Source organism: Bartonella sp. OD88NMGDW, assembly GCF_042193775.1.
Classification (GTDB): Bacteria; Pseudomonadota; Alphaproteobacteria; order Rhizobiales; family Rhizobiaceae; genus Bartonella; species Bartonella grahamii.
The window spans coordinates 302,855-327,086 of the sequence record NZ_JBHIMA010000002.1 but is presented as its reverse complement, the minus strand read 5'-3'; the positions used below and the strand labels follow the sequence as shown (position 1 = coordinate 327,086).

At 38.0% G+C, this 24,232-nt stretch carries 25 protein-coding genes and 1 pseudogene; 11 read left to right on the top strand and 15 right to left on the bottom strand.

What is annotated here, in order from left to right; genetic code table 11:
• Window positions 1-296: 296 nt before the first annotated feature.
• Genes ACFIJR_RS02980 through virB11 form a run of 5 tightly spaced genes read left to right on the top strand, consistent with a single transcriptional unit; the run spans window position 297 to window position 4,151 of the window.
• Entirely contained in the window at window positions 297-440 is a 144-nt protein-coding gene (locus ACFIJR_RS02980; RefSeq protein ID WP_273791747.1) for a TrwH protein, read from the top strand.
• Window positions 437-1,138 carry a virB8 family protein gene (locus tag ACFIJR_RS02975; protein WP_375651692.1) on the top strand — a complete coding sequence of 234 codons (702 nt, stop codon included), beginning with the start codon at window positions 437-439 and terminating at the stop codon, window positions 1,136-1,138. The genes ACFIJR_RS02980 and ACFIJR_RS02975 overlap by 4 nt, the downstream gene beginning before the upstream one ends.
• A 13-nt stretch (window positions 1,139-1,151) precedes the next feature.
• Window positions 1,152-1,958 (top strand): P-type conjugative transfer protein VirB9, encoded by an 807-nt coding sequence (gene virB9, locus ACFIJR_RS02970; RefSeq protein ID WP_375625983.1) that lies wholly within the window; start codon window positions 1,152-1,154, stop codon window positions 1,956-1,958.
• Window positions 1,958-3,115: a type IV secretion system protein VirB10 gene (gene virB10 / locus ACFIJR_RS02965; protein ID WP_375626301.1), complete on the top strand. Its 1,158-nt coding sequence runs from the start codon at window positions 1,958-1,960 to the stop codon at window positions 3,113-3,115. Before virB9 ends, virB10 begins: the two co-directional genes overlap by 1 nt.
• On the top strand, window positions 3,090-4,151 hold the full coding sequence (gene virB11, locus ACFIJR_RS02960) for a P-type DNA transfer ATPase VirB11 (protein WP_375625987.1): 1,062 nt from the start codon (window positions 3,090-3,092) through the stop codon (window positions 4,149-4,151). Before virB10 ends, virB11 begins: the two co-directional genes overlap by 26 nt.
• 1,344 nt (window positions 4,152-5,495) lie before the next feature.
• Here the strand turns inward: virB11 and ACFIJR_RS02955 are convergent.
• The 8 genes from ACFIJR_RS02955 to rimM form a co-directional block, all read right to left on the bottom strand.
• Entirely contained in the window at window positions 5,496-5,639 is a 144-nt protein-coding gene (locus ACFIJR_RS02955; RefSeq protein WP_375651691.1) for a hypothetical protein, read from the bottom strand.
• Between the two features lie 1,662 nt (window positions 5,640-7,301).
• Complete coding sequence (locus tag ACFIJR_RS02950; protein ID WP_273723297.1) at window positions 7,302-8,081, bottom strand: succinate dehydrogenase iron-sulfur subunit; 780 nt, start codon at window positions 8,079-8,081, stop codon at window positions 7,302-7,304.
• Window positions 8,082-8,096: 15 nt separating this feature from the next.
• Window positions 8,097-9,941: a succinate dehydrogenase flavoprotein subunit gene (gene sdhA / locus ACFIJR_RS02945; RefSeq protein WP_375625990.1), complete on the bottom strand. Its 1,845-nt coding sequence runs from the start codon at window positions 9,939-9,941 to the stop codon at window positions 8,097-8,099.
• A 6-nt stretch (window positions 9,942-9,947) separates the two neighbouring features.
• On the bottom strand, window positions 9,948-10,334 hold the full coding sequence (sdhD, locus tag ACFIJR_RS02940) for a succinate dehydrogenase, hydrophobic membrane anchor protein (RefSeq protein WP_375625992.1): 387 nt from the start codon (window positions 10,332-10,334) through the stop codon (window positions 9,948-9,950).
• A gap of 18 nt (window positions 10,335-10,352) precedes the next feature.
• The gene (gene sdhC / locus ACFIJR_RS02935; RefSeq protein WP_375653512.1) at window positions 10,353-10,754 is read right to left on the bottom strand and encodes a succinate dehydrogenase, cytochrome b556 subunit; all 402 of its coding nucleotides are present in this window, start codon (window positions 10,752-10,754) and stop codon (window positions 10,353-10,355) included.
• A gap of 474 nt (window positions 10,755-11,228) precedes the next feature.
• Entirely contained in the window at window positions 11,229-11,669 is a 441-nt protein-coding gene (gene rplS / locus ACFIJR_RS02930) for a 50S ribosomal protein L19 (RefSeq protein WP_375626306.1), read from the bottom strand.
• Between the two features lie 209 nt (window positions 11,670-11,878).
• Entirely contained in the window at window positions 11,879-12,577 is a 699-nt protein-coding gene (gene trmD, locus ACFIJR_RS02925) for a tRNA (guanosine(37)-N1)-methyltransferase TrmD (RefSeq protein ID WP_375626287.1), read from the bottom strand.
• A gap of 285 nt (window positions 12,578-12,862) precedes the next feature.
• Window positions 12,863-13,420, bottom strand: a complete 558-nt coding sequence (gene rimM / locus ACFIJR_RS02920; protein ID WP_375653510.1) for a ribosome maturation factor RimM — start codon at window positions 13,418-13,420, stop codon at window positions 12,863-12,865.
• 132 nt (window positions 13,421-13,552) lie between these two features.
• On the opposite strand from rimM, the gene ACFIJR_RS02915 reads away from it, so the two are divergent.
• Together ACFIJR_RS02915 and ACFIJR_RS02910 are read left to right on the top strand one after the other, a co-directional pair.
• Window positions 13,553-14,374 (top strand): SapC family protein, encoded by an 822-nt coding sequence (locus ACFIJR_RS02915; protein ID WP_015857041.1) that lies wholly within the window; start codon window positions 13,553-13,555, stop codon window positions 14,372-14,374.
• A 3-nt stretch (window positions 14,375-14,377) separates the two neighbouring features.
• Window positions 14,378-15,346: a tyrosine recombinase XerC gene (locus ACFIJR_RS02910; RefSeq protein ID WP_375653507.1), complete on the top strand. Its 969-nt coding sequence runs from the start codon at window positions 14,378-14,380 to the stop codon at window positions 15,344-15,346.
• An 18-nt stretch (window positions 15,347-15,364) separates the two neighbouring features.
• On the opposite strand, the gene ACFIJR_RS02905 is transcribed toward ACFIJR_RS02910, so the two are convergent.
• Window positions 15,365-15,637 carry a BolA family transcriptional regulator gene (locus ACFIJR_RS02905; protein WP_015857043.1) on the bottom strand — a complete coding sequence of 91 codons (273 nt, stop codon included), beginning with the start codon at window positions 15,635-15,637 and terminating at the stop codon, window positions 15,365-15,367.
• Window positions 15,638-15,762: 125 nt separating this feature from the next.
• Between ACFIJR_RS02905 and ACFIJR_RS02900 the strand changes: the two genes are divergently transcribed.
• The 3 genes from ACFIJR_RS02900 (at window position 15,763) to cobT (ending at window position 19,474) form a co-directional block, all read left to right on the top strand.
• Window positions 15,763-16,383 (top strand): J domain-containing protein, encoded by a 621-nt coding sequence (locus ACFIJR_RS02900; protein WP_375626002.1) that lies wholly within the window; start codon window positions 15,763-15,765, stop codon window positions 16,381-16,383.
• Between the two features lie 200 nt (window positions 16,384-16,583).
• Window positions 16,584-17,564 (top strand): cobaltochelatase subunit CobS, encoded by a 981-nt coding sequence (gene cobS, locus ACFIJR_RS02895; protein WP_375653505.1) that lies wholly within the window; start codon window positions 16,584-16,586, stop codon window positions 17,562-17,564.
• A gap of 14 nt (window positions 17,565-17,578) precedes the next feature.
• Window positions 17,579-19,474 carry a cobaltochelatase subunit CobT gene (gene cobT, locus ACFIJR_RS02890; protein ID WP_375653503.1) on the top strand — a complete coding sequence of 632 codons (1,896 nt, stop codon included), beginning with the start codon at window positions 17,579-17,581 and terminating at the stop codon, window positions 19,472-19,474.
• Between the two features lie 64 nt (window positions 19,475-19,538).
• Here cobT and ACFIJR_RS02885 read toward each other — a convergent pair.
• From ACFIJR_RS02885 to rpmB, 6 genes and pseudogenes are all read right to left on the bottom strand, one after another.
• Window positions 19,539-20,192: pseudogene (locus ACFIJR_RS02885) on the bottom strand (HaeIII family restriction endonuclease); the annotation flags it as partial.
• 253 nt (window positions 20,193-20,445) lie between these two features.
• Complete coding sequence (locus tag ACFIJR_RS02880; protein WP_375653501.1) at window positions 20,446-20,823, bottom strand: DNA adenine methylase; 378 nt, start codon at window positions 20,821-20,823, stop codon at window positions 20,446-20,448.
• 37 nt (window positions 20,824-20,860) lie between these two features.
• Complete coding sequence (locus tag ACFIJR_RS02875; protein WP_375626318.1) at window positions 20,861-21,298, bottom strand: DNA adenine methylase; 438 nt, start codon at window positions 21,296-21,298, stop codon at window positions 20,861-20,863.
• Window positions 21,299-21,339: 41 nt separating this feature from the next.
• Entirely contained in the window at window positions 21,340-21,507 is a 168-nt protein-coding gene (locus ACFIJR_RS02870) for a transposase (protein ID WP_375648239.1), read from the bottom strand.
• A 348-nt stretch (window positions 21,508-21,855) separates the two neighbouring features.
• Window positions 21,856-22,539 carry a VUT family protein gene (locus ACFIJR_RS02865; protein ID WP_375651684.1) on the bottom strand — a complete coding sequence of 228 codons (684 nt, stop codon included), beginning with the start codon at window positions 22,537-22,539 and terminating at the stop codon, window positions 21,856-21,858.
• A 119-nt stretch (window positions 22,540-22,658) separates the two neighbouring features.
• Window positions 22,659-22,976: a 50S ribosomal protein L28 gene (rpmB, locus tag ACFIJR_RS02860; RefSeq protein WP_273787609.1), complete on the bottom strand. Its 318-nt coding sequence runs from the start codon at window positions 22,974-22,976 to the stop codon at window positions 22,659-22,661.
• Window positions 22,977-23,274: 298 nt separating this feature from the next.
• Here rpmB and ACFIJR_RS02855 point away from each other — a divergent pair, with 298 nt between their 5' ends.
• Complete coding sequence (locus ACFIJR_RS02855; protein ID WP_375653498.1) at window positions 23,275-24,057, top strand: SURF1 family protein; 783 nt, start codon at window positions 23,275-23,277, stop codon at window positions 24,055-24,057.
• The last annotated feature ends 175 nt before the right edge of the window (window positions 24,058-24,232 follow it).

The following is a 24,232-nucleotide window of genomic DNA, read 5'->3' as shown; positions in this document are numbered from 1 at the left end:
GTTGCCAATTCTCTCGCAAAAGGAATTACATTTGGACATCTATGGAGACATAGAAACTAGATGAGATAAAAAGCAATGGTTCCCGTAACAGACGCCCTTAATATCCATATGACAAAATAACAAGGATATCCAATCCTAAAGTAAAAAATATTCGCCGAAATTGAGCTGTTTTCATAAATTAAAATAGAATAAAAAAGTAAAATAATTACACACAACGTACTTTACTTTATGTTCAAAATAATAATAATGACAAAAAATATCAGGATGTATATAACAATAAAAAGAGTCATATTAAAATGAAGTCGATCATTCTTGTAATTTTGATTGCAAACCTTTTATCGGCTTGTGCATTAGCACCAAAGCTAAAACAGCCAAATGATAGGAACCGTGTGCCTATTAATAAAACAATCCCTGCCGAAATTAAGCGAGGAGACAGATGAAAACAAAACAAGTAAAACCAGTGAAAGCCGAAAAACTTAGCAGTTATTATGAAGAAAGCCGTGGCTTAGAACGTGATCTTATAAATGAATTTATAAGGTCGCGCAGAACGGCATGGCGTGTAGCGAGTACTGTTGGTCTTTTTGGCTTGTTCGGTATGATATGTGGAGTCGTTGGGTTTTCTCAACCAGCTCCAACTCCCTTAGTATTGCGCGTTGATAACACGACGGGTGCGGTTGATGTTATCTCAATCATGCGTGAACACGAGACCAGCTATGGTGAAGTTGTAGATAGATATTGGCTAAACCAATATGTGCTTAACCGTGAAAATTACGACTACGATACCATTCAACTGAACTATGACACAACAGCACTTTTAAGTGCGGCATCTGTTCAACAAGAATATTATAAAATCTATGATGGAGAAAATGCACGGGATAAAGTGCTTTCCAATAAAGCACGTATCACAGTCAAAGTACGATCAATCCAGCTTAATGGACTAGGTCAAGCAACTGTACGTTTTACGACTCAGCAACTTGACAGCAACGGTGCTGCTACTGGACCAAAACAGCACCAGATTGCAACAATTGGTTACACCTATGTCGGTGCACCCATGAAATCATCTGATCGATTGCTTAACCCCCTTGGTTTTCAAATAACAAGTTACCGTTCTGACCCAGAAATACTGTTAAATGATTAAGGAATTGATTGTTATGAAAAAACTTGCGTTCATTGTTCTATTGTCTTCGTTTTCTTCTCTTTATACAGTACCTGTGCAGGCGCTCAAAAGTCCATCAAATTCACAATATGACCACCGCATTCGCTATATAACATATAACGAAGCTGATGTGGTTCAAATTGAAACAGTTCTTGGTGTGGCAACACATATTATTCTTGAAGAAGGTGAACAGTATATCACTCATGCCTTTGGCGATTCTGAAGCCTATGCCTTTGCTCATAAAGGGCGGCATATTTTTATTAAACCAAAAGCAGAACTTGCTAATACCAATCTCATCGTTGTAACTGACAAACGGAGTTACAAATTCCGACTACAATTTCGAAATGACCGTGCGGGATCAACATATGAATTAGCTTTCCATTATCCCGATTCAAATGATGAAAAGTCAGAAGAAAACAACCGACGCCTTGCGATTGAACGTGGTTTTCACCAAAGCGTCAATGGCTATAATCTCAGTTACACCATGAGCGGTCACCAAGATATTGCTCCGATAAATGCTTGGGACAATGGGCGTATTACTTACTTCAAATTTCCCGCTAACATGGATATGCCATCGATTTATGTCGTAGATGCTGAAGGCAATGAAAGCTTAATACCACGCACCGTTATCGGCAGTTCTAATGATATTATCGCCGTCCATAAGGTCAATCCTAAATGGCTCATACGGCTTGGTAAACGCGCTCTAGCTGTTTTTAATGAAGCCTATGACCCCAATGGCGTACCAAACACAACAGGGACAGTATCTTCGGTGGTTTATCGTATCAATAAAGGAGGAAAATGATGTTTGACAATAAGGAAGGAGAGGGAAAAGGTACAAAAATCGACAACGTCGAGCAAAAACATATTGAAGGTACTTATGGAGGATCGGAACTAGGTTCTGAACGTCGTCCGACAATTCCAGGTACCCGTGCATTGTTAGTGGTAGGACTTATTGTCATAGTAACGATACCGATTGCCTTGACTTGGAAAGCTTTTAAAATGCGTAATACCGTGGAAGTTGAGGAAGAAAACCCACAACAAATAGTACAGCAAATTATACCAAACTACGTCCCTCGGATTATAGAAGAGCCAAAGATTGTAGAAGAAGCAGAAAAACCAGCACAAATTGAAGATTCAAACCTAGATATTCCACCGGCCTTGAGTAAGCTTCTTCAAACAGCCATTCCTCCACACATGCTCCAAGATTCTGAAGAATTAGCACGCAAACGTATGCTCAGTTCTAGCCTTAACAGCGGTGGTAGCGAAGGATCTACAGATACAAATAGTAAAGCATCGAATAATGATAGAGGTAGTGGCGGATTATTTGATAACCTTCAGCCCGTGCGTTTAGGTCAATCACATGCGGCGCAACTTCGTAACCGTGACTTTTTGATTACGCAAGGAACACAAATAGATTGCACGTTAGAAACAAAGATCATTACATCACAACCCGGAATGACGACATGTCATTTAACACGCGATATTTATTCCACAAGTGGTCGTGTTGTTTTGCTTGACCGTGGTTCTAAAGTCGTTGGTTTTTACCAAAGTGGCATACAACAAGGACAAACGCGTGTGTTTGTGCAATGGTCACGCATCGAAACACCTTCTGGTGTTGTTGTCAATCTTGACTCACCTGGCACAGGTCCTCTGGGTGAAGCGGGTATTGGTGGCTGGGTTGACAGACGCTTTTGGGAGAGATTTGGTAGTGCAATTATGGTAAGCATTATCGGTGATTTAGGAGAATGGGTAAAAGGAAAAGTTAGTAAAATCAGCAAAGAAAATAAAGAGAACTCACAAAATAAAGGTAATCAGAATGCTGAATCTATAGCAATCGATGTCCTTCAAAATTCCATCAATATCACACCAACACTTTACAAAAACCAAGGCGAACGAGTAAATATTTTTGTTGCTCGTGATCTGGATTTCAGCGATGTCTACAGTCTTGTCACACGTTAACCCAATACAGAAAGATCAAGCAGTTTTTCAGCTTCTACAACCGCTTGATTGTTTCTTAGAAGATCCATCGATCACTGAATTATCGATTTGCCGCCCCTGCGAAGTATGGACGAAAAGCTTTAAGGGTTGGCAAGTACATAGCGTACCAGAGTTAACAACCAATTTTTTGCAAACGCTCATTACAGCTATTATCGTTTATAACGGTATGGCTCCCAGAAGTATTAATTATGTGCTATTACCTGGTGGACAACGTGGTACAATTATACAAACGCCAGCTGTCGTTGATGGTGCTCTTTCCTTTGTGATTCGTAAACATTCTCTTATAGTTAAGACGTTAGAAGAACTCAAAGAAGAAGGTGCATTTGATGATTTCTCTGATGTAAGTTTTAACAAACCTTCAAAAAAAGAAGCAAATGACTTGTTATCGAAGCAGGACTTCACAAGGTTGGAACCATTTGAAGTTGAACTCTTGCAACATAAACGTGATGGAAAAATTCTTGAATTTTTACAAGAATGTGTCCTTCATAAACGCAACATTATTATTGCAGGCAAGACAGGATCTGGTAAAACAACATTTGCTCGCTCTTTAATTGAAAAGGTCCCTGTAGAGGAGCGTATCATCACAATTGAAGATGTTCATGAGCTTTTTCTACCCAATCATCCCAATCATGTACATATGATTTATGGTAACAATGTAGGCCGTGTTTCAGCTGAAGAATGCCTAGATGCGTGTATGCGTCAGTCGCCCGACCGAATTTTTCTCGCTGAATTGCGAGGTAATGAAGCGTGGGAATATCTCAATTCACTCAACACTGGTCATCCCGGATCGATTACAACGACGCATGCCAACAGCGCTTTGCAGACATTTGAACGATGTGCCACCTTGATTAAAAGATCAGAAGTTGGCCGGCAACTCGAGTTAGAAATGATAAAAATCGTCCTCTATACAACAGTTGACGTCGTGTTGTTTTTTAAAGATAGAAAACTCTCTGAAGTCTTTTACGACCCGATTTTTGCTAAATCAAAAATCGCTTAAGGGGAGCTTCCTCTCTCGATAATATGATGCAAACAAAAAATAGCCGTAACTAATTGTTACGGCTATTTATTTAACTCTTCCTATTCTCTTTGCTTCTCCAATGGATTTTCTACACTCTTCATGAATAAAAGAAGAAAAAAGTTAATAGACAACAACTTTACAAGAAAACCAAATATACATAAGGCTCTCTCTATTCTCTTACCTTTGATCATTTTTTCCATTTATCTTTTGAAAAGGTATGTTTGATGAAAAAAAATAGCTGCGAAATAAATATTTCAAAAAAAGAAAAGAATAAATTTTGATTCGCCTATCAATGAAAGCTTCGTAAAATAGATACTTCGATCATCACAAATAATGATCGTCATCAAGACCAAAACTTATCGTTTAAAAATTCTAAGTGCTATTTTCAAGTGATTAATAAATATGTTTTTTAACCAAAAAATCTCCAGATACGGAAAAGCTTATACGAAATAAACTATCATTTCGATTTAGCATCTATAAACCACTTTCTATTTGGTAATAAAAAGTATAGTTGCATATCAACATCTTCTTCGGACGAAGAAAGATTTTTAACCTCCAGCTGTTCGTAAACAATCAAGTTTCTCTTAAACAAGCTTTGCTAACCATATCACGTGGTTTATATCCCTATCCTAAAGACGATATCCATAGATTACACAAGATAAGCTCTACTCTGAATATTCCTGTTCTCTTTTCTGCGCCTCAAAAAACAAAAACTCCTAAAAGCACAGATCTAAAATCCCACTTCTTAAGATGCATCACATTAATTTATAAAGAGTGTTCATTGTTTTGCATGTTGGATAAAAGATCTTAGTACCGTAAGATTCTCTCATTTTATGTCTCTTGCACATTACAAGTAAATAAAGCCGTATAGAATGAAACTCTATAAAAAAGAACTAAAAATGCCTCTTATAAACCGTCGCAAACGCCAAAAACTGTCGCAACATTGGGAGTTAGCAAAGTGTATAACGGCGCCCAGCTTGTTCTTTTATGAAGTGTGGAGATAGAGATGCTCTATAAATTTTATATTTTTCATCGGGACTTTACCATTATACCATCCACAAGCCCTGTCGCAAAATGAGCTTGGGAACTTTAAAGAGAGGGTTCTTTAAAACAAGCACGTAAATTGACAAGCCAAATGTATTTGGTTTGGGGCGTTCTGTTTTGCATAAGGGTTGTGATCTTATTTGTGATCTTTTTAAAGAACGAGAGAAACAAAAGCGTGAAGCAATGCGTAATCTCTATTATTTAAAAGACATTACTCTAGACGCTTTTGAAAGTCATAAAACTGAACTAAAATGGAAACTGGTTTACACCTTTACAGCTTCATATTCCCCCAAAATTAGGAGACTGTATACCGGTTTCAGAGATTATGCCAACAGAGAGATAAGTAATACTCTTAACTCCCATCTGATAGGTAAAAGCTGCAACAGCAAAAGCTCTTTTAGAGAAACAACGCCATAAAGTCATTAATAAACCGACAATGAATTGGAGAAATGTTCTAGATTTTTATCAAGCACTCTGCAAAGCAAAAATAATGATACAACTGGCTTTGCGTCTGCTTATTCTTACAGGTGCTCGTACCCATCTCTTACATCAATTCGTGAAGATCAGATTGAAGAGGATATATAGACAATTCTTGGCTCGAGAATATGAAAGGTCTGCGTGATACTACAGGGGATTTCGCGTGCCCTTATGATCAGAAGCATTAAAAATTTTAAAACAAACACGCTTGTTTTTTCGCAATGATTTCTTTTTTCTGTAACCGGTCATGGTCCTTATTAAGGTGAATTTCCTATCACAATATATAAGAGAGATTAGACTAAAAACCTGTCCACGTAGATTTCTCTCTCGTTTACGTAATTGGCTAACAGACTCCACCTATCACACCTCAAAGGACGAAGCCTCTTAACACACAAACTAATATGCAAACAATCCGCCCCTTCGCCTAGCAGATTTCAAACCACTTTAATTACCACATCCTAAATACGATAGTGTTTTATGGCACAACAGAATAAATACCAAAACATAATAAATAAGATCTAAACCTAGAAATCTCTATGTTTTTATAGATAAAAACATATAAAATCAAAACCTCCGAAACTCGTCAAAATACAACATATTTGCTTTGATGATTGAATTTATTCAACTCAAACGAACCTACAAACATCCCTTATTCTACATTCGCAACACGTGTTCTTAGAATTCTCACTACCGTTTTCTAAATTTTTAGAAAAAACTATAAATTTGATATTTTTTAAAACGTCTTATCTGCTCTTTAATGAATTTAAATCTATGATGTTACAATAGTTTTAAATTACTGCCCCTTTAACTGTATGCTCTATCTCTACAATAGATAGGGATTTTTCGTTCTCCATTTTGAGAACTATAAATTTTGTTTTTTAATGCGATTAACAATCCAATCTTTAAAAGAAAAAATATGACCTTTAAATATATAATGATGTTATCAAAAATTCCTAATCCCTGAATATTAGCAATGTTTTCGATATTATAATAAACGTATCGTAAAATGACGAACTGTCATAATGACTACTCCTTTGTATTTCATTTGAATAATTTACATGCGTTATAATATTTTTATCAGCATTTATTTTTTGTGCTCTATTTATACAGAGTTATCTTTTTTATAAAAAATGATTAATTGAATCTGCATTAAAGTGCAAATTCTGATACGAATTTAATAAAAATAAAAACACATGGCATATTGATTTTATTATTTTTATATAGAACGCTATTTAAAGTATCGTCTACCCGAAAGGCTAATGCCTTTATTAAAGGTGATAATAACTATGCTAACCGCCTCATAGAAGCCAATAAATTTTTAGAGATTAAGTTTCGAGAAGCACGAAAAACACGCACAATTTTCTATTTTTCTTTTTACTGTTCGTTAATCGGTCAATTTTCAAAGTAATATTCAACTATGAGTTTTCTGCTCAGCCATTGCAAGGATTGCTCCTACAAGGATTGGTTAGTTTTTAGAGATTACTGCGCTTTTAGAATGATTATAGCTACTGCGCCCCCATAAGCAGCCAATCTTCTTTTAGAGATTTAATTGCTAAAAGGAGATACAATTTTCTACCTTGCGCTTTATTTTCATCAATCAGTAAATTTTCAAAGGCGGCGTTCAACCATGAGTTTTTTAATTTCAGCAATCGCTTTCGCTGGATTTAATCCCTTTGGACAAGTTTGCGCACAATTCATAATCGTATGGCACCGATAAAGGCGGAAAGGATCTTCTAAATTATCAAGACGTTCACCACACATCTCATCACGTGAATCCGCAATCCAGCGATAAGCTTGAAGCAAAACAGCGGGGCCCAAATAACGATCACCGTTCCACCAATAACTTGGACATGAAGTCTGACAACACGCACACAAAATACACTCATAAAGGCCATCGATTTTTTGGCGATCGGAGTGACTTTGTAACCATTCTTTTGCAGGTTCAGGAGAAACTGTTTGCAACCAAGGCTCAATGACTCGATGTTGCGCATAAAAGCGCTTCAAGTCAGGAACCAAGTCTTTAACAACCGGCATGGAAGGCAAAGGATAGACTTTAATGGGGTGTTTTACATCATCCATTCCTTTGGTACAAGCCAATGTATTGGTTCCATCAATATTCATCGCACATGAACCACAGATGCCTTCACGGCAAGATCGACGAAGTGTCAAAGTTGGATCAATATGGTTTTTAATAAACAAAAGCCCATCAAGAATCATTGGACCACAAGCAGAACGATCCACATAATAAGTATCCAGACGAGGATTATTCTCATCATCAGGCGACCAACGGTAAACATGAAATTCTGTCAGTTTTGTCGCACCTTCAGGTTTAGGCCAAACCTTCCCCGGTTTTACTTGAGAGTTTTTGGGAAGCTTAATTTGTACCATAATTCGTGTCTCCCCTTAATAAACCCGTTTTTTAGGTGCAATGCGCTTTAAATCGATCCCACCATCAGCTTCAGATGTTAACGGATCCACATGGACAGGTCGATATGATAACGTCACCTTACCCTCTTTTGACAAATGTGAAAGCGTATGTTTACGCCAGTTTTTATCATCACGCTCTGGATAATCTTCACGAGCATGAGCGCCACGGCTTTCTAAACGGGCTTGTGCAGAATGAACAGTCGTGATTGCATTCGCCATGAGATTTTCAAGCTCTAATGTTTCAACCAAATCAGAATTCCATATCAGAGAACGATCTGTGACTTTGAGGTCAGACAATTCCCCCCAGATTTTATTCATCCGTTGACATCCTTGTTGCAAAGAATCTTCTGTACGAAATACTGCCGCATCTTCTTGCATCGTGCGTTGCATTTTTTCACGCAATAGAGCTGTCGGTATCGCCCCTTGTGCAAAACGTAAACGATCAAAACGCCCTATAATTTCGTCAACAGCTTCTTCATTGATGGGTGGAATTTCTGCATTCCGATCAATAACTTCACCCGCGCGAATGGCAGCAGCACGACCAAACACCACCAGATCAATTAATGAATTTGACCCCAAGCGATTAGCTCCATGAACAGAAGCACATCCTGCTTCTCCTACCGCCATCAGCCCTGGTTGAATACGATCAGGCGAATCAGCCGTTGGGTTGAGAACTTCCCCGTAGTAATTGGTAGGAATCCCACCCATATTATAATGAACCGTTGGCAAGATGGGGATAGGCTCTTTTGTTACATCCACACCTGCAAAAATCCGTGCTGATTCCGAAATTCCCGGTAAACGTTCGTGCAAGATTGCAGGATCAATATGATTGAGAACCAAATGAATATGGTCCTTCTTAGGTCCAACGCCACGTCCTTCACGAATTTCAAGTGTGATACAACGTGAAACCAAGTCACGTGAAGCCAAATCCTTAAAGGAGGGTGCATAGCGCTCCATAAAGCGTTCACCTTCAGAATTGATTAAATAGCCTCCTTCACCACGAGCTCCTTCTGTAATTAAGCAGCCAGAACCGTAAATCCCTGTAGGATGAAATTGTACAAACTCCATATCCTGAAGTGGCAATCCAGCGCGTGCGATCATTCCACCACCATCACCCGTACAGGTATGCGCCGATGTCGCGGAAAAATAAGCTCGTCCATAACCACCGGTTGCAAGAACAACCATTTTGGCAGAAAAACGATGTATTGTACCATCATCGAGATTCCATGCCACAACCCCCGTACAAACCCCATCCGTCATGATGAGATCGAGTGCAAAATATTCAATAAAAAATTGCGCATTATGCTTTAAGCTTTGTCCATAAAGCGTATGCAAAATGGCATGGCCTGTACGATCAGCTGCTGCACAAGTACGCTGAACAGGTGGACCTTCACCAAATTGTGTCGTATGTCCACCAAAAGGACGTTGATAAATTTTGCCTTCTTGCGTCCGCGAAAAAGGAACGCCATAATGTTCTAATTCATAGACAGCAGCAGGTGCATTACGCACCAAATACTCCATTGCATCGGTATCACCCAACCAATCAGAACCTTTCACGGTATCATATAAATGCCACTGCCAATTGTCAGGTCCCATATTTGAAAGCGATGCAGCAATCCCCCCTTGTGCTGCAACCGTGTGCGAGCGAGTTGGAAAAACCTTCGTGATACAAGCTGTCTTTAATCCTTGTTCCGCCATACCAAGCGTTGCACGTAATCCTGCACCACCTGCCCCAACAACAACAACATCAAATTTATGATCTACAGTGCGATAAGGGGCGTTACCTGCTTTAGCGCCCAGAGATGATCCTGTACCCGCCATACTTGTTTAACCCCCTAATGCAATTTTCAAAAGAGAAAAAATAATGATACCACCTATGAGAAAACAAAATGAAATATTTAACGTCAAAAAGAATATCCGGAAACCTTCACGTGGAATATAATCTTCAATCACCACCTGCATACCAAGTTTCATATAATAAAGGACCGAAAAAGTCATCAATCCCATCAAAATAGCAACAATAGGATGTGCAAGTCTTGCACGCACAATGCTATAGTCCTTTCCCACAAGCGAAAGAATAAGAACAATAAAAAATATCAAAAGTGGTAGATTGATAAACCCTGTCAAACGTTCTAGCCAAAAATGCTCTGTTCCTTCATGAGCACTCCCACGCCCCCGTACTTTCCCAAGTTCCGTTCGAAAATCTTTTTTCATATCTCTTTTCACCCCCAGCTAAACAACGGTATATCCAATAATCCAAATCGCAAAAGTAACAATAAGAGAGATAAACACTGTCGCCCAAGCAGTGACTGTTGCCTTTTCTTTTGCCAAAAGGCAAGGCATCATATCCCAAACAATGTGGCGAATACCACCAACCATGTGATGAACCCCTGCCAAAGTATAAAGAAACAAGATACACAATCCAAACCAAGAACTATAAATCTCGTGAACCGTTCTGAATGTCTCCTCCCCACAAGCAATAGCAATCAACCAAACAGCAAGAAAGACCATTCCAACATAAAGTGCCATACCCGTAATGCGATGCGCAATGGACATAGCCATAGTAATTGTCCAACGATAAATACTTATATGAGGGGAACGAGGGCGCTCTTTTATCCTAGTTGTCTCTGTCATAAAATATCCTGACCTGGTTTTTACTGCAACCGCAATGAACGAGAAAGTCCGCATAAAACGACTAAATATATTATCTCGTTTTTACTTGTTTGGCATCTCAAGATACCAATATTACAGGTCGGTTGTCTCAAATAACGGATTAAAGGTCACGCATAAAAAAAACCGATTACTCCACGGATATAATCCGCAAAACTCGCCTTAATCTAATACAATTTTATCTTCACGTCAAAGGTCTAACATCTTTTCTCAGATATAAATAGGCATTTTTTCAGATTAAACTGATCTTTTTGAGTATCCACGATATATGCAATGATATCTAAATTCACCCGTTATTAAGAATAAAAAGAGGCAAAAATTGATAGATTAAACATTTTTATGTCCCCTCCAAGCCTTTTAAAAGACAAAACGAATCACAAAAGACACAAAAAAGCGGCATAAAAGCCGCTTTTGCATAAAGTTTAGCCGATATAATCTTTACTCAGCAACTTGCTTTTCAACACCTGTGCTTACAGCTGCTGCTTCTACTTTCGCAACAACCTTTTCAGCTTTTTTCCGATAATCTCTCTTTTCAGCGATACGTGCAGCTTTACCTCTCAAACCACGAAGATAATAGAGTTTTGCACGGCGCACTTTACCACGGCGCACCAGCTCAACACCTTCAACCAACGGAGAATAAACAGGAAACACCCGTTCCACCCCTTCACCATAAGAAATCTTGCGTACTGTAAAGGTCTCATTCAACCCACCGCCTGAACGCGCAATACAAACACCTTCATAAGCCTGAACACGCGTTCGCGTACCTTCCGTCACACGCACCATGACACGGACTGTATCCCCTGGCTGAAAGGCTGGAAATTGGCGTTTTTCTTCAATTTTTGCACATTGTTCAGCTTCAAGTTGTGCGATAATATTCATTTCTTTTATCCTTCATGTTCTTTATCGAACAGTCAGAGCGCTCAACTCTTACCAAAAAAGCCTTTATTAAGAATAAGAAGCTCTTTAGGCTATGCCTTACACAGGAGCGAATACACCATTCCTTCATTTTAATTTTGGAACTACAGAAAACCTTTTATAAAAAACTCTCTAAAAAGAGAGCCATGCAATACACCACCTTATCATATGAATCAAGTTTTCTGATGATTTTTATCATAACGCGCATAAAGATCAGGGCGACGTTGACGTGTTAACAATTCGGCTTGCCTTTGACGCCAATCTGCGATCGCTTTGTGATGACCTGAGAGCAACACAGGCGGGATACCCCGCCCTTCGAAAAGAGAAGGACGTGTATATTGCGGATGTTCCAGTAAGCCATTTTCAAAACTTTCACACTTTGCAGAAGCTGCATTCCCCATCACTCCAGGAAGAAGACGTATAACAGCATCTAAGATAACCAATGCGGCTGTTTCACCCCCTGAAAGAATATAATCACCAATAGAGACTTCTTCTAATTCTCGTGCTTCTATGACTCGCTCATCAACCCCTTCAAAACGTCCACAAACTAATGTTACACCCGTATCACGAGCCAAGCTATGCGCGTAAGCTTGGTCAAAAGGGCGCCCACGTGGACTCATCAACAATCTTGGCGAATCCTGTGGACAACAGTCAAGAGCAGCCGCCAATACATCCGCCCGCATTACCATACCAGCCCCCCCACCAGCAGGTGTATCATCAACGCTATGGTGTTTATCCATAGCAAAATCCCTAATCTGTACTGTCTCCAGTGACCAAATTCCGCGCTCTAAAGCTTGCCCTGCTAAAGAATACCCTAAAAAACCAGGAAACATTTCAGGATAAAGGGTTAAAACGCGCGCCTGAAACTTCATTTTATTTCTCATCCCTATTTTCTTAAACAGACTCTTAATAGCAAAAATAGCACAAACAAAATATTTAACGCTATAACGTTAAATTGAATCTCCTTGATATGCGCCATATTCAATACGATCCTTCTAAATACTTGCACTAAAAAAAGACTCTAAAAATTCAGGACTGTCTCGAGATAAAGTGCTTACAATATCTGCTCAAAAGTGCATTTTTAATATTTCCACACTTTCCACTTTTTATTGACGAAATTAATCGGTTATTTTTTACCTTCATCTTTATTTTTAGATTCAAGCTATTTCCTTTTTATCATTGTCTCCCCCATCACTTAAACCAGCTGCCATGGGATCAACAACAAGAAAACCAGAATCCATACAAATTTCTGGTACCGCCACCTTACTAAAGGGAATAAGAACTCTTTTACCCGTATTCAAACGTATTTCAAGCAAATCACCAGCCCCGAAATTAAAGAAACCACACACTTCCCCCAAGATTTTTCCCCCACAGTCTTGAACACGAAAGCCTATTAAATCAACTTGATAAAACTCATCCTCATCCAGATCATCAATTAATTGATCACGCATCACATAAAGGCGAATACCTTTTAAAGACTCAGCAACATTACGATTTTCTACCCCTTTAAAACGTACAATCGCCTTATTTTTTTGTATGCGAAGAGTTACAATTTCATAAGAACGCCCCATATCATCATAAAGAGTGCTGTAAAACTTGAAACGCTGTGGCTCAGCACTTAGAATTTTAACAAAAACATCTCCTTTTATACCATGAGGCATACCAATAATGGCAAGATAGACTTTATTTTTAAGCTTTTCTTTATTATACTTCATGCGAAAATATTATCTCTCAAAAATGAACCCTTCAATCTTATAGTTTTCTATTCAATCTTGTTGCCATATGAGACAATCTTCTAAAAGACCTTTCTTGGTAACAAAAAACAAATTAATAAAGGAGAAAGTCTTATGGCAAATATTATGCTATTTTACAAAGATATCACACCAATCAACAAAGTTTCCCATAAAAATCTAAAATTTGCTCCTCCAAGTGATATGTCTTTTGCCAAGGATACTCACTGGGTTCCTTTAGCAAGTACTGAATATTTTCAAGCAGCACTAGACTATCCTATTTTATTTATGTGCGCCGAAGATGAACAAAAAAAACGGCACTACACATCCGCGGCTCTTGTCGGTCTTTCTAATGACGAAAATGACTATATCGCTTCTGATAAAAGTTGGAAAACCAATACTTATGTCCCTGCTTTTGTCCGTCGCTATCCTTTTGTTCTGGCGCAAATTAGCAATGAAAAAGAACTTTCTGTTTGCTTTGATCAACAGTCAGGTATGTTTAATGAAGTTGCAGGAACAGAACTTTTTAATTCCGACGGCTCTATTTCTCCTTTTATGGAAGAACGTATTCGTTTTCTTGAAAGTTTTAAAATAGCCATGGAAAAAACCTCTGAGTTTATTGATGCTCTTGTGGAAATGGATCTTCTAAGCCAAAAATCCATCAATGTGAAAAACGATAAAGGTCTCTCAGCGCAGTTAGAACATTTTTGGGTTGTTGATGAAGAAAAATTGAATAAATTATCAGCAAGCCAACTTGCCAAACTTCATAAAAATGGCTTTTTAGGATTAATTTTTGCGCATTTGATGTCAACACACAATCTCTTAAAAATACTCTCTCTCAAAGGTGAAAAGCAACTTATCAATCGTGAAGAGCAACCCCAAAACAAGAATGGTCATTCTAACGATGAAAAATCTAAAAAGAAAGAAACTCTCAACTAGATAATGCCTATAAAAAACGACAAGAGAAAAGATAAAAATATTCCTCTCATTCCAGCAGACCATGCAATTTTAAACGCAAGGAAAAATTGGTTAGAGTGTCTCGTCCAAACACGTCGTATGTCGGCACAAACAGTGCAAGCCTATGAACGTGATACGCGGCAATTTTTGTCTTTTCTCTGTCAACACTTAAGCCATACACCAACCCTTACGGATCTTACTCATTTACGCATCAGTGACTTGCGTGCTTATCTTGCTTATCGGCGTACAAAAAATGTAAGTGCTCGCTCTTTAAGCCGCGGAGTGGCAGGCATACGTTCTTTTTTCAAGTACCTATCACGCGAAGGTATAGTCAATGTTCCTGCGGCTCAACTTATCCGAAGCCCCAAACACCCAAGATCGCTCCCAAAACCTTTAGCGATCAAATCAGCACTTCACATAGTCAAACAAGAAAACCAGCTAGAAAATGAACCTTGGATTAGCGCTCGTAATGCGGCTGTCCTCATGCTTCTCTATGGCTGTGGAATGCGAATATCAGAAGCCTTAAGCCTCACACCAGAACAATTTTCTGATCCTGAAAAAACAAGTTTATTTATCACAGGAAAAGGCGGAAAAACACGCCTTGTTCCTCTCATCAAAATTGTTTACGAAGCTGTACAAAATTATCTCAAATGTTGCCCATATCCTTTAAGAGATAACCAACCCATATTTCGCGGAGCGCGAGGCGGTCCCCTACAACCGGCCATTATTCAGAAAACTGTACGCAACTTACGAGCAAGTCTTGGTTTACCAGAAACTGCAACGCCTCACACACTGCGCCATTCTTTTGCCACCCATCTTTTATCACGGGGAGGAGATTTGCGCACGATTCAAGAACTTCTTGGGCACGCTAGTCTTTCCACCACACAAATCTATACCCATGTCGATACAGACCATTTGTTAAAAATTTATCAAAAGGCCCATCCCCGTTCCTAAAAACGTCTCATCAAAAAATTAGAGTGTTTCAACCTCAAGTGCCAAAGCATGGACACAAGTAGCTAACTCTTCTTGTAAAACTTTATAAATCGCTCGATGTATTTCTACGCGTGTCATATTGGAAAAAGAAGAAGATAAAATTTTCACTCGAAAATGTGTTTCTCCTTTACCATCAAAAGCATGTTCATTATGAGGATGCCCCTCATGAAGATGACTTTCGTTAATCACTTCAAGCTTTTGCGGATGAAAAGCATCCTGAAGCTTTCTCTTGATTATTGTTTCTATAAACATTTTTCATTCCTCAAACAAAATGAACGTGCAAAAATACACCTTTTTCATAATAAAATTAAGTGTGAAAACAAATTTTTCAAAAGTCAATTCTTGTAAAATTAATCAATTTTGCATAAACCAAGAATATGACAATAACATCTAAATTATTCGATTCAATTCGCATAAGCTCAAATAAAAAACAAAAAGCTGAGCCAGAAGCGCAACAGTGCCAGTGGGAAGGTTGTGAAAAAACAGGATCCCATAAAGCACCAGCAGGTCGAAATCACGAAGGACAATATTTATATTTTTGTATTGAACACGTACGCGCCTATAATAAAAATTTTAATTACTTCTCTGGTCTTAGCAATAAAGATATCGCAAAATTTCAAAAGGATGCTCTTACAGGACATCGTCCGACATGGCCTACAGATCTAAGCAATGGTACAACGAAAAAAACAGCTGCTAATTATGCAAAGATTCGCTCTGGAACAGCTGCCTATCAAAATCGCATGCGCGATCCCTTCACGCTTTTTACGGAGCGGCATTCAAGCAATAACTTCTCACGAAAATTAAAGCCCTTAGAAGCAAAAGCTTTTGATACACTGGGACTACAGGCAAACGCTTCAGCAGAAGACATCAAAATGAAATATAAAGAGTTGGTAAAAAAGCACCATCCTGATTCCAATGGTGGTAATCGTGCCTCAGAAGAGCGCTTTCGTGATGTTTTACATGCTTATAATTTGCTAAAAAAGTCTGGTTTGTGCTAAAAATACGCGCTTATATGAGCCTATTTTCATTTAGACCACCATTATTTGCGCAAGATATTATTTTTTTTCAAAACATTATAGAATACGCAAAAAATCTTCCTTCAATATCTAAGGCTCTCATTATAGAGCATTGCATAAATACTCTAACTCTTGTATCGTTTCTAATGAATAAATAGCGTCCTCTCCCTTCCAGAAACACAATGACAAATCTTACCGTTGAAAATTTGCCCGATATTACACTTTTTGCTCGCGATCTATTTCATATTGAAACAGATCTGAAAGTTCCTGCTTTTAGCACAAAAACCCCCCATGTCCCTGATATTGATCCTGATTATCTTTTTGATCAGCAAACAACTTTAGCGATTCTCGCAGGTTTTACCTTTAACCGTCGTGTAATGGTTTCTGGCTATCACGGTACAGGGAAATCAACACATATTGAACAAGTTGCTGCACGCCTCAACTGGCCTTGTGTCCGCATTAATCTCGATAGTCATGTAAGTCGTATCGATCTTGTAGGAAAAGACGCTATCGTTTTAAAAGATGGCTTACAAATCACTGAATTTAAAGAAGGCATTTTGCCATGGGCTTATCAAAATAATATTGCTCTTGTTTTCGACGAATATGACGCGGGGCGTCCCGATGTTATGTTTGTCATCCAACGCGTTCTTGAAACCTCTGGAAAATTAAGCTTACTTGATCAAAGCCGTGTCATCTCTCCACATCCAGCCTTTCGTCTTTTTGCAACAGCAAACACCATTGGTCTTGGTGATACAACCGGTCTCTATCATGGTACCCAACAGATCAATCAAGCTCAAATGGACCGTTGGTCTATTGTTACAATACTCAATTATTTACCCCATGATAAAGAGGTTAATATCATTTGTTCAAAGGTCAAATCTTTTCAAACGACTGAAGGAAAAAAGACAATTTCACAAATGGTTCATGTTGCTGATATGGTACGCCAATCTTTTATCAATGGAGATCTTTCAACTGTCATGAGTCCACGTACCGTCATTACTTGGGCAGAAAATACAACAATTTTTCAAGATGTCGGCTTTGCCTTCCGATTAACCTTTCTCAATAAATGTGATGAACTCGAACGTGCCACTGTTGCAGAATTTTATCAACGCGCCTTTGGACAAGAGCTTCCCGAATCACTCATTCATGGTGTTTCGCCTTAAGGAATCTGTCACTCATGGCTACCGATATTGGCGACAACAAAAATCTGGCAAAGGACTCTTCCAACAACACTCTTAATGCTGAAGCGTTTAAAAAAGCACTTTCCACCTGTATGCGTGCAATTGCAGGCACAAAAAACCTTGAAGTTTCCTTTAGTCATAACCGACCATCTTTAAGCGAAAGTTGTGCGCGTTTACCAGAATTATCTCAATACGCAACGAATAAAGACATCACCATTACCCGCGGATTAGGTGATTCCATGGCTCTACGCAAAGCATGGCATGATAACCGCATTCACATGCAATTTTCTCCACTAGAATCAGAAGCACGTGCTGTCTTTGATGCCTTAGAACAAACACGTGTTGAAGCAATTGGTACTTTAGCCATGGAGGGGCTTGCAAAAAATCTTGATGTCATGCTCGCCGATAAATACAAAAGAGCCCATTATCATAAGATTAGCAACCAAAGTGAAGCCCCCATCCAAGAAGCGATTGCACTTTTATTGCGTGAAAAAATAACAAAGCGCACAGCTCCAAGAGAAGCAGGTCCTGTCTTAGAATTGTGGCGTCAAGAACTCGAACAAAAAGCAGCAGCAGAACTCGATGAACTCACTCATCATATTTACAACCAACAAACTTTTGCACAGATTGTTCGCCAAATGCTTGCTACACTCAAAATGACAGTGCAACAAGCTGAAGCTTCTAACAGTGAAAACAATAAAAAATTAAAAAACGAATGTGAACCTCAAGACCAAGAAGAAGAAGAGAGTAAAAACAAAAAACACGCTCAAAGTGAAGAACAAACCAGCACTGAACAAGAAAGTGATGTGCAAGACGACGGAAAAACACAAGCGACACAATCAAACAACAATGATCAAGCTGACGGCGAACAAAAAAATGAACCTTGGCAAGAAAAGCCAAGAAGAGCCAAACGCCTTTTTTCCGATTCGGAACAAATGGAAAGACTTGGTGATTATAAAATCTTCACCCGTCAATTTGATGAAATTTTGGAAGCAACAGATTTTTGTTCTGAAAACGAGTTAGATCACTTACGCCGTTATCTTGATAAGCAAATCAATCATCTTCAAAACATCGTTGGCCGTTTAGCAAACCGTCTCCAGCGCCGCTTGATGGCGCAACAAAATCGCAACTGGAGCTTTGACCTTGAAGAAGGGTATCTTGATACAGCACGGCTTCCACGTCTAATTATTGATCCCATGCAACCCCTTTCTTTTAAAATGGAAAGCAACACCAAATTTCGGGACACGGTTGTTTCACTTCTCATTGATAATTCTGGCTCAATGCGCGGACGCCCCATTAGCGTTGCCGCAAGCTGTGCTGATATTTTGGCACAAACTCTTGAACGTTGTGCTGTCAAAGTTGAAATTTTAGGTTTTACCACTAAAACGTGGAAAGGAGGAAAATCGCGAGAACAATGGCTTACCCAAAACAAATCCCACAATCCTGGACGCCTCAATGATTTATGCCATATCATCTATAAAAGTGCTGATACCCCATGGCGTCGCGCACGACGCAATTTAGGTTTGATGATGCAAGAAGGATTATTAAAAGAAAATATCGACGGAGAAGCTTTAATTTGGGCTCATCAACGTCTTTTATCGCGGCGTGAACAACGTCGTATCCTCATGGTCATTTCTGATGGTGCTCCTGTTGATGATTCGACACTATCGGTCAACTCCAGCAATTATCTAGAAAAACACTTACGCGCAGTGATTCAAGAAATCCAAACACACTCCCCCATCGAACTCATTGCCATTGGAATTGGTCATGACGTCACACGTTATTATCAACGTGCTGTAACAATTATGAATGCTGAAGAACTCGCCGACGCCATAACAAAACAATTAGAAATACTTTTTAGTGATAAAAAGCCTCATATTCATAAGAAATAAACTTACCTTGAAACAGCCAACAATTACATCTTAAAAAATTATCTCCATCATTAAACCATCGGCATTAAACCATCGGAATTTGATGACTAACAACCTGAGAAGATAATCCCACAAACTGAATATCGAACTTTAAAGAAGCTTCTACTTTACTGGATGCATTATGAATTCTAAAAGAAATGCTCCAACCATCTTCAAAAATTATAATAAGTTTGTTTTTACTTTCTGGTTTTAGTGCAACTGATAAAATTTTGCTTGGAATTTTCCATTTACGACCATATCCCAGAGTGCCATTCAAATTAAAAGACTGAATAATAACCCGTTTTTGTTTAGATCTTGTATCTATCATAATCTTATAAAAATCATAAGAACCTATAACATACTGAAACAATAGCTTCACAAATTTATCTTGATAATCTAAACAAAGCCTTTGAAGTTCTTTAGAAAAAGCTTCTAGGATTGGAAGATAAACTCTGCTGTCTTTATCCTCTATATCTCTAAAGAACATCTTCTTATCTCTAAGCTCTGCTAAATAATCAAAAATAGGCCTAACTTCATTGAAATAAACGCTGCTACAAGAATAACCCGTCCATTCTTTACCAAAATCTATTTTACCAGAAAGGCGAGGATGTTTGATAGCGCTATGATTATGTTTTGCAGAAATACCAATAGGATTTTCAGGAACTTTTAAAATAATATCACGGACATCTCCTTTGATCCCAACAAAATCTTCCTAAAGAACAAAAGTTTTCGTGTTTCTAATATTTTTATCATGTAACTGTAAAAAAACGGCTGCTTCAATAGAAGCAAGATTTAAAAGCCTTTTTTTCAGTATTATTAAATAAATTATAAAAAGACACCGCTATTTGAAAAGACGAGTTAAACTCTATAGAAGCCTTTGTTGCTTTTTTAAAACCCATAGCCAAAGCATATTCAAAGGCTTTTCCATTTTCTTACCTGTTTCATGCAATTTCCTAAAGATCCTTACTCAAAATTACGAGTTCATTTGATTTTTTATTGTTTCCCATACCGTCAGTCCATTCAGGATTAAGTATTGTATGTCCTTTATAAAGTTCTCTAATTTCCAGACAATCATTATAAGATAAAACCCATCTGTGATGCTTTCTCAAAAGTTCAGCAAGAGCTTGATGATCAAAAGGATGATGTTTATCGCCTTTGTGACCGTAAAGTTTTTGATTAATAAGGTACGGAGGATCACAATAAAGAAAATCGTTAGAGTGTTTAGGAATACTTTCTGTAAAATCTCTGTGTTCCACTATGAAGTTTTCAATCTTAAAATCTTTAAGTCGTTCAATAGAACGATAATTGAATCGGGGGTGTCCTGGAGACATACCGCCAGAAAGTATTGTTCCGGAAAAAGAAGAACGATTAAGAGTAAGAAAAAACAGCAGTAATCTCTAATTGATTTTTAATATTCCCAAAAGTTTTTTGGAGATTATAAAACATTACGGGAGTCATATCTTCATATTCTCTTACTTTTTCTGCAAGAGCTGAAGCAGCTTTCAAAAGCATCTGCCAAAAAATAACAAGCGGCTTAAAAGCATCATAAGCATAAACCCTTGTTCCTCTTTTTGCTAAGGTTAATTCAATTGAACCGCCTCCTACAAAAGGAGAACATAAAGTTTTCTGTTTCCTTATATAGTTATTAATAATCATAGGAACAGCACGACTTTTCCCTCCCGGATAACGAAGAGGTGATTTTACAATAGGCAACTCCCTAGTCTCTCTCTGTTTTTTCAAGGAATTTAATACAAAATTATCAAATAAAGCCTCTGTATGATCTGTTTGATTTATCATTTTATTCATACTATCAGCTCCAAGTATCGCATTTTCTAACCTACAATTGTCTAAAATAAATACTCGAAGCGTTTGCCAAATTCTACAGAGATCGCATTATAACAAATTGTAAATTCATTAACATATCTGCACAAACATTTGTTACTAAAATAATGATAAATACCAGTATAACCCAATTTTAAAACTGTCAAAAAGGACTTGATACCATTGGTATTTATTTTTCTATTTATATACTACCCAAATGTATATCGAAATGTTTTTTCCTTTATAAGAACCAAGTTTCTTATAACTCAAATAATCATAAGTAAGAAATCACAATTCTTAACAAGACATTTTTGATCCTTTATAAGAGCTTGATTATCTGTTTTTAATACTGATAAGATGCTCTTATCTCATACTGAATCAGTCAAAAGCACTTCCTTACACATCATAAGCATAAATGATGTATGGATAAATACAACTTGAGAAAAGAATCAAAATCCCTTTTTTGAATCTACTCAAATTCTGTTCGCAGAAGCATAACGCACAACCTTCTCTTCTTTAGCAAAACAAAAAAACAAAGATCATTATTTGTTACAAACAAAAGAAGAATCATTCTTTGAATGACTTTGATAAAGAGGAAGCTTTACAATATTAAGAATTGTTCCATAGGGAATCAACATAAACAGGCTCATAATAATTTTTACCGAAAAATCACCAAAAGCAAGCGAGAGCCAAACTGGCATGCCTACTCCTCCCAAAACAGTACTCTCCACCAGTGAACTATCAGCGTACCCTGTTATCTTATCAAGAACAGCAAAAGAGCTAGAAAAAGCAAGAGCAAAAAACAGCATTGTATCCAAAGCCGAACCAACCAACGCTGCTGCTAAAGGGGCTTTCCACCATGTTTTACGTCGTAAAGGAGTAAAAACAACAATATCAAGGAGCTGTCCAAATAAAAATGCAAAACTAGAAGCAAGGGCAAGCCGTGGCGTCGCCAATATCCAAGAAACAAAGACCCCCGCAAAAAAACCAGCATAAACTACACGCCGCGCAGCAGATGGACCATAAAAACGATTGGTCAAATCATTGATCAGAAAAGCAAATGGATAGGTAAAAGCCCCATAAGTCAACAGCTCATTTAAATCAAACCAATAAACAGGATATTGAACAAAAATATTAGAAGCAGTGACAGCAAGGCACATTGCTAAAATAGAAAAAACAATATACCTTTTCTTTTGCTGTTCTCGTAAAAGACTGCTTGAGGGCATTTTTTAAACCTAGGATACGGAACCAATAAAATAAAACGATCAACCTGCAAAAAACTTAACGTCTAGAACAGAAAACCGGAATAAAAGCGTCAATAAACAAAAAAGAATGACGATAGCAATTACGCTGCTTGTTCAGCCTTTTGCTCACCTTCTTGCTCAGCTTTTTTCTTAATGATTTGTCGTTTTAGCAAACGCGCACGTTGCGACAACTCTTTATCGTCTGCTTTGACCAAAAAACCATCAAGTCCACCACGATGCTCAACAGAACGCAACGCACTTGCTGAAATGCGCAAGCGGTAACTTTGCTGTAACACTTCTGAAATCAATGTCACATTGCAAAGATTTGGTAAAAAACGACGCCGAGTCTTATTATTTGCATGGCTAACATTATTACCATACAGAACCGTCTTCCCTGTCAATTCACATGCACGAGACATAAACTTCACCCTTAAACTCTAAGAAACTTTCAAATTCCCATACCCAAAAGACACAATGAACGCAAAACACGCACAATGCAACCTTGAACGGGCATCATTGGGAAGTTTCTTTCTAATAGGGGGTCGACAACAAAAGGTCAAGTCTTTTATAAAACCTTTTTCATCTCTTACGGGCTCATTCTTCATCTTTTTTCTCAATTAAGGCGTGCAAATTCTGCCAAAAAGCGTACAAAATGTTTTTTTTAAATACATACCATGTTAGAATAAAAGCCTATTGTCCCGAAAGGAAGCATAAATCATGAGCAAAAAAGAGCCCCCCATGACAAAGCTTCAGGGAAATTCTTGCTGTTTTTCTTCTTTTTTGTTTGGGACTTTATGTATTTGTTTTTTTCTTCTCTTTAGCGCATTAGGTATATGGCAAGTACAACGGTTAAACTGGAAAACAAATCTTATCACCAGTGCCAATCAGCGCATTCATTTGCCCCCCATAAAAGCCCCCCTAAAAAATCAATGGTCAGATATTACTTTTGAAAAAAATGAATATCAACCTGTTGTTATAACAGGAAAATTTTTAACAGACAAAAATATTTTAGTCACTGCAGCCGCTCAAAATACTACAGGCTATTGGGTTTTGACTCCTTTACAGACTACTGATAATGCACTAATCTTTATCAACCGTGGCTTTATCCCCATGGATGAACGTAACAATTTTCAAAACCCAGAGCAATCGCATAAAAATGCCTCATCTCAGCAAAATTCTACCACGGACACAGAACAAACAACGATTATAGGTTTATTACGCATGAGTGAAAAAAATGGTTTTTTCCCGCGTAAAAATAATCCGGACAAAAATTTATGGTATACGCGCGATCTCCCCGCTATGGCACAAAAACTTGGTTTGTCCACTGTTGCCCCTTATTTCATTGATGCCAGAAAAACATCTCCACAAGCAAACCTTCCCGTCGTTGGTCTTACGATTATCCATTTTCGAAATAATCATCTCGTTTATGCAATCACGTGGTTTATTTTAGCTGCTGGTGTGTTAGGAGCTTTTCTTTTTCTGCTACGGCAAGAAAACTAAAAAAGATCTCTTCTATCTCAAGTGATAAAGAGAATAGAATCTACTAACTTGCGCCTTTGTTAAATAAAGATCATAGGCATACAATGGATCTTTATACCATCCACAAAAGATTTACGCGACACTCTTTAAAAAACCATCGTAAAACGAGGGATGATTCATTAAAAATGTAATGCCC